Genomic DNA, 9930 nt, shown 5'->3' on the forward strand with positions numbered 1-9930 from the left:
CGGGGTACAGCGTGTTTATACGATAGAAACGGTCAATTGGGCCGCTAACGCTGTCACTTGCGCGAAAACTCGACGAATGTCGCGATTACTTGCTCGATTTGCGAGCGATTGACGTCCATGTGCGTGACCATCCGCAGACGGGCGGCAGCGCTCAACTTGATCCCGCGCTCGGCGGCAAATGCCTTGATCGCCTCGGCACGGTCGCCCATCTGCACGTAAACCATGTTGGTCTGCACCGGCTCGACACTGAAACCGGCCTCGCGCAAGCCTTCAGCCAGCAACTGTGCGTTGGCATGGTCATCGGCCAGACGTTCGACATTGTGATCCAGCGCATACAGCCCCGCCGCCGCCAGCAGTCCGGCCTGACGCATGCCGCCACCGACCATTTTGCGCAGGCGCCGGGCCTTTGCAATCAACGCCGACGAACCGCACAGCACCGAACCGACCGGCGCGCCGAGGCCTTTGGACAGGCACACCGAGACCGAATCGAAATACTGGGTGATTTCCCGGGCATCGACTCCGAGCTTGACCGCCGCGTTGTACAGCCGCGCGCCGTCCAGATGCAGCTGAAGGCCATTGTCCTGAGTGAACTGACGGGCCCGGGCCAGATAGTCCAGCGGCAGCACTTTGCCCTGCATGGTGTTTTCCAGCGCCAGCAGGCGGGTGCGGGCGAAGTGGAAGTCATCAGGCTTGATCGCCGCTGCCACCTGATCCAGATCCAGCGAACCATCGGCCTGCACTTCCAGCGGCTGTGGCTGGATCGAGCCGAGCACCGCTGCGCCGCCACCCTCGTACTTATAGGTGTGCGCCTGCTGGCCGACGATGTACTCGTCACCGCGCTCGCAGTGCGCCATCAAGCCCAGCAAATTGCTCATGGTGCCGGTCGGGACAAACAGCGCCGCAGCAAAACCCAGCCGTTTTGCCAATTCGGCTTCCAGACGATTGACCGTCGGATCTTCGCCATACACGTCATCGCCTGTGTCGGCGCGGGTCATCGCGTCGAGCATGGCGGGGGTCGGTTGAGTGACGGTGTCGCTGCGAAGATCGATAACGCTCATGAACCTGGCCTCAAGTCAGCAGGGAAAATCCCTTTTCGAAGACGAATTACTGCGGGCATGGCGCGGATTAATCAACCCTTGCGCAAGGAAAAGTCGTTTTCACGCTTCGAATAATCCGATGGCAATCATCACAAAGGCGCAATGCACGGCCTGGCAATCTGTGTTAAAAACGCTGCGCCGCCCGATAAAGGGCGGCGAAACGTTCTCAGGGCGGGGTGCAATTCCCCACCGGCGGTAATTGCGCGCAATGCGCATAGCCCGCGAGCGCTTGGTGACGGGCACGGCAAAAGCCGTGAGCGGCGGCAAGGTCAGCAGACCCGGTGTGATTCCGGGGCCGACGGTCACAGTCCGGATGAAGAGAGAACGGGATTGACGCCAAAGGGCCGTCCGCCGTGTATGCGCGAGCGTGCGTACCCTTGAATCCCTTTCGATTCATAACGCCCTGTTTTTCACACAAACAGGAGTCAGAACATGCAACCCACCGCTATCGACAGCAAAAGCAAACACCCTCACGGCGAGCGCGTCGCGTTCATCCAGGCCTGCTGGCACAAGGAAATTGTCGACCAGAGCCGTAAAGGCTTCCTCGCCGAAATGATCGCTCAGGGCTATCAGGAATCGGACATCGATTTCTTTGAAGTCGGCGGCGCCTTTGAAATGCCCCTGCACGCCAAGCTGCTGGCCAAGACCGGTCGTTATGCCGGTATCGTCGCGGCGGCCCTGGTGGTGGACGGCGGGATCTACCGTCACGAGTTCGTCGCCCAGTCGGTGGTCAGCGGCCTGATGCAGGTGCAGCTGGAAACCGAAGTACCGGTGTTTTCGGTGTCGCTGACCCCGCACCACTTCCATGCCGGCGAAGAACACCAGAAGTTCTTCTTCGAGCATTTCGTGCACAAGGGTCAGGAAGCGGCGAAGACCTGCGCCGATACGTTGCAGAAAGTGCGTGCGTTGCGTCGTACCGAGCCGCGTGCAGTTGCGGTGTAAACCGATCCGGAACTGAGTGAGGTCTCAGCCTCACTCAAATCCAAATGTGGGAGCAGTGGTTTATGTCGAACCGAAAATAGGGTCAGGCAAGATTTTCGTCAGTGGTCGGCACGATCAGAATGCCCGCTCGCAGGCCGTTCTTGACCTTGGGATTGGGGAAGATAATCCGCGCGCCCTGCTCTTCGATGATCCAGCGGGTATTGGCCAGGTCTTCGGCCAGCACATAACCCACATCCAGTTCCGAAAAGTTTTCGATGTCCGCCGGCAGATTCAGACGGAACGCATCGCTGTGCTTGATGATTTCCCGGGCCACGCTGAACAGTTGCAGACCGTCCAGGCCCTGCTCGGCCATCTCCGGCTCGGTGCCTTCGATGATCTGCTTCAGACGGGTTTCCAGCAGCGACACATTGACCCCGGCGTTCTGCCCGAATGGCCGCGCCTTGCCCAGTTCCAGGGTAAAGGACTCGGCCCCCAGCTTGTCGTAGGTGTAGGAGCTAAACACGATCGACGGTTTGTTCTGCAACAGCACCGCTTCCATGCCGGCGGCGCGCAGGCGGGCCAGTTCAAGACGGGAATGCTGGCGACCTTCCTTCCACGGATACAAAGCGAACTGCTCGATCTTCGAACCGCGAATCGCCGTGTGCAGGTCGTAGTGCAGGCGCTGACGATCAGGAAGACTGAAGAAACTCGCCGCCAGCCGTTCCAGCTCGCAGGCACGCAGGGCTTCGGAACCGCTGCTTTGTTCGTGACGGCCATTGAACAGCCGATTGACGTCCTGCTCGATGAAACGCTCGCCCTTGCGAATCGCTTCCGGGTTGCCGAACAGGAACAGAATACGTGCGCGCGGCTTCAGATCGCCGCGAGCGATGTCATGCAGCAACCGGTCGAGCAATTCGATCGGTGCCGTTTCGTTGCCGTGGATGCCTGCCGACAGCAGCAGGTCCAGGCCATTGTCGCGCGCTTCGGGTGGCCGGACTTCCAGCGCACCCTCGCTCAACCAGCGCATGCGCACGCCTTCGACAGTCAGTTGAGTCTTCTCCGCCGGTTCGCGGCCGGCGAGGGTCAGTTCAAGCAGTTTGCCGAGGGCGAGCATAGAGCGGTTTCCTTAGTGGTCGTGGTTGCAATCCGGGCCGTGCACGTGGCCGTCGTCGTCGCCGAGGTCAGCCGGTTCCATCTCCAGTTGCAGACTTACCAGATTAGTCGCCAATGGGCGCAACAGCAGGTTGGCGTACTCTTCGTCGCCCTCTTCGACGTCCACGCCGATCAGCAGTTGGCCGCGGCCGTCCTGCTGGATCCACAGCTCTTTGCCTTGCCACATGACCGCGACGCGGGTGCAGGAAGTTTCCAGTTGCTTGCCGTCGGTGTCTTCAAGGATCAGCCGCAGGGAATCGCTCATGTCTTTTTTACGCTCTGTTGGGGGAGAAAAGCCGCGCGCCGCGTTCAGGCGGCGCGCCGGCCATCAATTGATCTGGAATGGATAAACCGCGCCCAGTTTAAGGATTTGCGTCAGTTCATCCAGTGCCGTCCGGCATTCAAGCAGCAATTGCGGATCCGCCAGATCGCTTTCGGTCAGGCGGTCGCGGTAGTGCTTTTCAACCCATGCGGTCAACGAACCGTACAACGGGGCGGTCATGATAACCCCTGGGTTGACGGCCGCCAGCTCGGTTTCGTTGAGCGCGACGCGCAGTCGCAGGCACGCCGGACCACCGCCGTTCTGCATGCTTTGCTTGAGGTCGAAGACTTTCACTTCACGGATCAGGCCGCCAGAGCTGGTCAGGCCTTGCAGGTAATTCCACACGCGCTCGTTGCCACGGCATTCTTCCGGCACGATCAGCAGCATCGAACCGTCAGGGCGCGACAGCAGCTGGCTGTTGAACAGGTAGGAACGCACGGCGTCGTCCACGGTGACCGCCGAACGCGGCACACAGACCGACTGGAACTTGCCGCCGACCTTGGCCAGTTTGGCTTGCAGTTCGGCTAGCATCTGCTCGGTGTCGAGGAACGCGTCCTCGTGGTAGAACAGCACCTCGCCGTTGCCCACCGCGATCACGTCGTTGTGGAACACGCCCTGGTCGATAACGGCCGGATTCTGCTGCGCGTAGACCACGCCGTCATCACGCAGGCCGTGCAGACGGGCAACCGCCTGCGACGCTTCGAGGGTCTGGCGCGCCGGGTATTTCTGCGGTGCCGGGTAGCGAGTGTCGAACGCACTGCGACCGAACACGAAGAACTCGACACCAGCCTCGCCGTACTCACGGCAGAAACGCGTGTGGTTCGCTGCGCCTTCGTCGCCGAACTGCGCCACCGCCGGCAATGCAGCGTGGTGTGCGAAGTGCTGCTGGTTGGCGAACATCGCGCCCAGCACACGACTGGTGGTCGGGTGCTCGATGCTGCGGTGATATTTGCAGTTCAGGTTGGCGGCGGTGAAATGCACGCGACCGTCAGCGGTGTCGGCACTCGGGCTGACCGTGGCGGCGTTGGCCACCCACATGCTCGACGCCGAGCAACTGGCGACCAGCAGCGGCATCGCTTCTTTGGCGGCGCGCTCGATCACCTGAGCGTCGGTACCGCTGAAACCCAAACGGCGCAATGCAGCCACGTCCGGACGCTCCTGCGGTGCGAGCACGCCTTGCTGAAAGCCCATTTCCATCAGCGCTTTCATTTTCGCCAGACCTTGCAGCGCCGCTTCCTTGGGGTTCGAGGATTGCTGGCTGTTGCTCTGGGACGCAACGTTGCCGTAGGACAGACCACCGTAGTTATGGGTCGGCCCCACTAGACCGTCAAAATTGACTTCATAGGATTTCATCAGCGAGGCTCCACGAGAATCTGTTTTTATAGGCATCAAATAACAATCGAGTGCAATCGAGGCGCGACGCGCCTCACACCATCTTCACGCCAGGCGTCAGTGCCGCCGGCAACACCAGGCTTGGAGTTTCCAGCGAAGCTACCGGGTACGCGCAGTAATCCGCCGCGTAGTAGGCGCTGGCGCGATGGTTGCCCGAAGCGCCGACACCGCCGAACGGTGCGCTGCTCGCAGCCCCCGTCAGTTGCTTGTTCCAGTTGACGATCCCGGCACGGCTTTCCAGCCAGAACTGCTGATAGCGCTCTTCGGAATCCGACAGCAAGCCAGCGGCCAGACCGAATGCAGTGTCGTTGGCTTCGGCAATCGCCGCCGCGAAATCGGCGTAGCGGATCACTTGCAGCAGCGGACCGAACAGTTCTTCGTCGGAACGATCGGCAACCGCCGTCACATCAACGATGCCCGGAGTCAGCAGCGCCGACTGCGCCTGCGGTTGAGTCATCGCCAGCAGCGACACTGCGCCATTGGCCAGCAGATGCGCCTGGGCATCCATCAACGCTTTCGCCGCGCCAAGGGAAACCACCGAGCCCATGAATGGCGCCGGCTGCTGGTCGAACGCGCCGACCTCGATGGTCGAGCTGACTTCCACCAGACGCTTGAGCAGGCTGTCGCCCCACGCGCCTTGCGGCACCAGCAGACGACGGGCGCAGGTGCAACGCTGACCGGCGGAAATGAACGCCGACTGAATGATCGTGTAAACCGCCGCATCAAGATCAGCGACCTGATCGACCACCAACGGGTTGTTGCCGCCCATTTCCAGCGCAAGAATCTTGTCCGGACGACCGGCGAATTGCTGATGCAGGTGATTGCCGGTACGACTCGAACCGGTGAAGAACAGACCGTCGATGCCCGGGTTCGCCGCCAGTGCGATACCGGTTTCGCGGGCGCCTTGCAGCAGGTTCAGGACACCGGCCGGCAGACCGGCTTCGATCCAGCACTTGACCGTCAGCTCGGCGACTTTCGGGGTCAGCTCGCTTGGCTTGAACAGCACGCTGTTACCGGCCAGCAGCGCCGGCACGATGTGGCCATTCGGCAAATGGCCAGGGAAGTTGTAAGGGCCGAACACCGCGACCACGCCGTGCGGCTTGTGGCGCAACACGGCGGTGGCGTCGCCCAACGGGCCGCTCTTCTCGCCGGTCCGTTCGCGGTAGCTCTGCACCGAGATCGCGATCTTGTTGACCATGCTGGTGACTTCAGTCGCGGCTTCCCACAGCGGTTTGCCGGTTTCCTCACCGATGGTGCGGGCCAGCTCATCAGCGTGGTTTTTCAGCGCGGCGGCGAACGCTTCAAGCACGCTGATGCGATCTTCCAGGGTACGACGGGCCCAGCCCGGGAACGCCTGACGCGCAGCCTGCACGGCCGACTCGACCTGAGCGGCGGTAGCGCCCTCCCCCGACCACAGCACTTGCTGGGTTACCGGGTTCAGCGATTGAAAGGCCTCGCCCTGACCGGCCAGCCACTCACCTGCGATGTATAGCGAATTCATTATTTCGACTCCCGGGCAGCGGACAACGCCACGGCGCGTACCTGATCGCCAGCGTTGAGTTGAAGACGTTTGGCGGTCAGCGGATCGACCACCAGGGTGCCGGCGGCCAGACGGGCCGGCGCCGCCGTGATGCGGCAATCTTCGCGTTTGCGGTTATGGATGATGAACGGCGTGGCGTCGTCGCCCGGCGTGCCGATGGCCAGCACCAGCGCCTCGCTGTCACGCACCGCGCGGATCTTGCTGGTCTCGCACTCGATGGCCGGGCCGGCGTCGAAGATGTCGACGTAACCCTGATAGCTGAAGCCTTCGCTCTTGAGCATCGCCAGCGCGGGCTCGGTGTCCGGGTGCACCTGGCCGATGACGTTGCGCGCGTCCGGCGACAGGAAGCAGGTGTACAGCGGGAATTTCGGCATCAGTTCGGCGATGAACGCCTTGTTGCCGACGCCGGTCAGGTAATCGGCCTGGCTGAATTCCATCTTGAAGAAGTGCCGGCCCAGGCTTTCCCAGAACGGCGAACGACCGGCGTCATCCGACACGCCGCGCATCTCGGCAATGATCTTGTTGCCGAACAGTTGCGGGAACTCGGCGATGAACAGCATCCGCGCCTTGGACAACATGCGGCCGTTGAGGCCGGTGCGGTAATCGGCGTGCAGGAACAGCGAGCACAGCTCGGAGTTGCCAGTCAGGTCGTTGGCCAGGAACAGCGTCGGGATCTCGCGATAGATGTTCAGCTCCTGCGAGGCGCTGACGGTCAGGCCGACGCGGAAGTTGTACCAAGGCTCGCGCAGACCGACGGCGCCGGCGATGGCGGAAATCCCCACCACGCGACCGTTGTCGTCTTCGAGCACGAACAGGTAGTCCGCGTCGCCACGGCCGGCTTCACCGCGAAAGGTCTTCTCGGCCCAGCCGACCCGGTGGGTCAGGCGCTCTTCGTTGGCCGGCAATGTGGTCAGGCCGGTGCCGGTGCTGCGGGCCAGGTCGATCAGAGCGGACAAATCGCTGCTGCGTACGGGACGAACAATCATGCTATCTCCTCAAACGGGCCGCCGTGGCCACCCGTGAAACTCGCTAAGGCGTTAAACCGCCACCAGGCGCACGCTGGCACCTTCACCGACGCCCAGGGCTTCGGCCGCTTCCAGATCCAGGGTCACCGGTTTGCCCGGCGCGTAATCCAGCTCCAGCAATACCGCGCGGTAATCCTGCAACTGGGCGTTGGCCACCAGATACTGGCGCCCGGCACCTTTGACCGGCTCGCCGAGCTTCACCGGCACCACACGGCTCTGGGCGATCGAACGGATCCCCGAAACGCGCGCATGCAGGGTCGGGCCACCGTCGAAGATGTCGATGTAGTGATCGGTCTCGAAGCCTTCACGCATCAGGATGTCGAAGGTGATCTGCGCACGCGGGTGTACCTGGCCCATCGCTTCCTGAGCGGAGTCCGGCAGCAGCGGCACGTAGATCGGATAATGCGGCATCAACTCGGCGAGGAACGTACGGCTTTTCAGGCCACACAGGCGCTCGGCCTCGGCGTAGTTCAGGTCGAAGAAGTTGCGACCGATGGCGTCCCAGAATGGCGAGTCGCCGTTCTCGTCGCTGTAACCGACGATCTCGGTCACCACCGAATCGGCGAACCGCTCCGGGTGGCTGGCGACGAACAGCAGACGGCCACGGGAGTTGAGCTCGGCCCACGGCGAACCCACCAGCTCGCGCTGCACGTAGAAACTGGTCAGCAAGCTGTTGCCGGTCAGGTCGTGGCATTGCGAGAGGACGTGGATCTTGTTGTGGATCTTCAGCTCGCGGGAAGCATGCACGAAGGTCTCGTTGCGAAAGCTGTAGAACGGCTCGGAATAACCGGCCGAAGCGACGATTGCCGAGCAACCCACCAGTTTGCCGGTAGCAGTGTCTTCGAGGACGAAGAAGTAACTCTCTTCGCCGTTGAAGCTCACTTCGGCCGCAAACGAGGCTTCGCTCGCAGCGATCTTGTCGCTCAGGCGTTCAACGTCATCCGGCAAGGAAGTGACACCAATCGGGCTGTCCGCAGCCAGACGCTGTACCTCGCCCAGATCAGCCATTTGCGCGGGGCGCATCACCAGCATGGTGTCACTCCTTTCTCTTATCAATTCACAGAAAAATAACCGGTCAGCTACTGCATACACAGAGATCAGTGTGGGAGCGGGCTTGCTCGCGAAAGCGGATTGTCAGTCAACATTTTCGCTGTCTGACCCACCGCTTTCGCGAGCAAGCCCGCTCCCACATTTGATTTTGCCCGGCATCAAAATTGGGTTCGGCGCCTGATCAAGTCAGGCGCCGAAGGGTCTATCAGGCTTGCGTCAGTTTCGCCGCAGCACGTTCGAAGCGGTCCAGACCGGCGTCGATGTCCGCGTCTTCAACCACCAGGCTCGGGGCGAAACGGATCACGTCCGGGCCGGCCTGCAGAATCATCAGGCCTTCTTGTTCGGCGGCGTTGAAGATGTCCTTGGCCTTGCCTTTCCAGGCATCGCTCAGCACGCAACCGATCAGCAGACCGAGACCGCGCACCTGGGTGAACAGGCCGTACTTCTCGCCGATCTGCTGCAGGCGGGTCTTGAACTTGTCGTGCTTGGCGTTGACGCCGTTCAGCACCTCAGGGGTGTTGATCACGTCGATCACCGCTTCAGCCACGGCGCACGCGAGCGGGTTGCCGCCGTAGGTGGTGCCGTGAGTGCCGACGACCAGATGCTTGGCCAGCGCTTCGGTGGTCAGCATCGCGGCGATCGGGAAACCGCCGCCCAGGCTCTTGGCGCTGGTCAGGATGTCCGGAACCACACCGAAATGCTGGTAGGCGAACAGGTTGCCGGTGCGGCCCATGCCGGTCTGCACTTCGTCGAACACCAGCAGCGCGTTGTTCGCGTCGCACAGTTCACGGGCGCCTTGCAGGTAAGCCAGCTCGGCCGGCAGCACGCCGCCTTCACCCTGGATCGGCTCCAGAACGACCGCGCAGGTCTTGTCGGAAACAGCGGCTTTCAGCGCTGCCAGATCGTTGTACGGCACGTGGGTGATGCCGGTGATTTTCGGGCCGAAACCGTCGGAGTACTTCGACTGGCCACCGACGTTCACGGTGAACAAAGTACGGCCGTGGAAGCTGTTGAGCGCGGCGATGATTTCGTACTTTTCGGTGCCGAAACGGTCGAACGCGACGCGACGGGCCAGCTTGAAGGCGGCCTCGTTGGCTTCGGCGCCGGAGTTGCAGAAGAACACGCGCTCGGCAAAGGTGGCGTCGATCAGCTTGTGCGCCAGGCGCAGGGCCGGCTCGTTGGTGAACACGTTGGACACGTGCCACAGCTTGTTCGCTTGCTCGGTCAAGGCACCGACCAGCGCCGGATGCGCGTGACCCAATACGTTGACGGCGATACCGCCGGCGAAGTCGATCAGCTCGCGGCCGGCCTGATCCCAGACGCGGGAACCGGCGCCACGCACCGGAATGAAAGCGGCAGGCGCGTAGTTGGGAACCATAACCTGGTCGAAATCGGCGCGTTGTACCGCAGCGTGCTCAACGGACATCGGAG

The 9930-nt window shown here is 62.1% G+C and carries 9 protein-coding genes and 1 riboswitch; of the genes, 1 reads left to right on the plus strand and 8 read right to left on the minus strand.

What is annotated here, in order from left to right; translation table 11 throughout:
* Positions 1–53: 53 nt before the first annotated feature.
* Positions 54–1058 (minus strand): low-specificity L-threonine aldolase, encoded by a 1005-nt coding sequence (gene ltaE / locus K3819_RS22055; protein WP_085610730.1) that lies wholly within the window; start codon positions 1056–1058, stop codon positions 54–56.
* A gap of 197 nt (positions 1059–1255) precedes the next feature.
* Positions 1256–1427: riboswitch (FMN riboswitch) on the plus strand.
* Between the two features lie 102 nt (positions 1428–1529).
* Here ltaE and K3819_RS22060 point away from each other — a divergent pair.
* Positions 1530–2039, plus strand: coding sequence for a 6,7-dimethyl-8-ribityllumazine synthase (locus K3819_RS22060; protein WP_039772077.1), 510 nt, complete (start codon positions 1530–1532; stop codon positions 2037–2039).
* An 82-nt stretch (positions 2040–2121) separates the two neighbouring features.
* Here the strand turns inward: K3819_RS22060 and astE are convergent, their stop codons facing one another.
* The 7 genes from astE to K3819_RS22095 all read right to left on the minus strand — a co-directional run bounded on the left by astE (position 2122) and on the right by K3819_RS22095 (position 9925).
* Positions 2122–3132, minus strand: a complete 1011-nt coding sequence (astE, locus tag K3819_RS22065; protein WP_221397937.1) for a succinylglutamate desuccinylase — start codon at positions 3130–3132, stop codon at positions 2122–2124.
* Between the two features lie 12 nt (positions 3133–3144).
* Positions 3145–3435 (minus strand): hypothetical protein, encoded by a 291-nt coding sequence (locus tag K3819_RS22070; protein WP_064598799.1) that lies wholly within the window; start codon positions 3433–3435, stop codon positions 3145–3147.
* 63 nt (positions 3436–3498) lie between these two features.
* The gene (astB, locus tag K3819_RS22075) at positions 3499–4845 is read right to left on the minus strand and encodes an N-succinylarginine dihydrolase (RefSeq protein WP_221397938.1); all 1347 of its coding nucleotides are present in this window, start codon (positions 4843–4845) and stop codon (positions 3499–3501) included.
* A 73-nt stretch (positions 4846–4918) separates the two neighbouring features.
* On the minus strand, positions 4919–6388 hold the full coding sequence (astD, locus tag K3819_RS22080; protein WP_221399725.1) for a succinylglutamate-semialdehyde dehydrogenase: 1470 nt from the start codon (positions 6386–6388) through the stop codon (positions 4919–4921).
* Positions 6385–7410, minus strand: coding sequence for an arginine N-succinyltransferase (astA, locus tag K3819_RS22085; RefSeq protein ID WP_064598805.1), 1026 nt, complete (start codon positions 7408–7410; stop codon positions 6385–6387). The genes astD and astA overlap by 4 nt, the downstream gene beginning before the upstream one ends.
* Before the next feature lie 51 nt (positions 7411–7461).
* Positions 7462–8481 (minus strand): arginine/ornithine succinyltransferase subunit alpha, encoded by a 1020-nt coding sequence (gene aruF / locus K3819_RS22090; RefSeq protein WP_064598807.1) that lies wholly within the window; start codon positions 8479–8481, stop codon positions 7462–7464.
* A gap of 223 nt (positions 8482–8704) precedes the next feature.
* The gene (locus K3819_RS22095; protein ID WP_064598809.1) at positions 8705–9925 is read right to left on the minus strand and encodes an aspartate aminotransferase family protein; all 1221 of its coding nucleotides are present in this window, start codon (positions 9923–9925) and stop codon (positions 8705–8707) included.
* Positions 9926–9930: the final 5 nt, after the last annotated feature.

It is taken from the genome of Pseudomonas sp. 3-2 (assembly GCF_019710535.1).
Taxonomy (GTDB): Bacteria; Pseudomonadota; Gammaproteobacteria; order Pseudomonadales; family Pseudomonadaceae; genus Aquipseudomonas; species Aquipseudomonas pharyngis.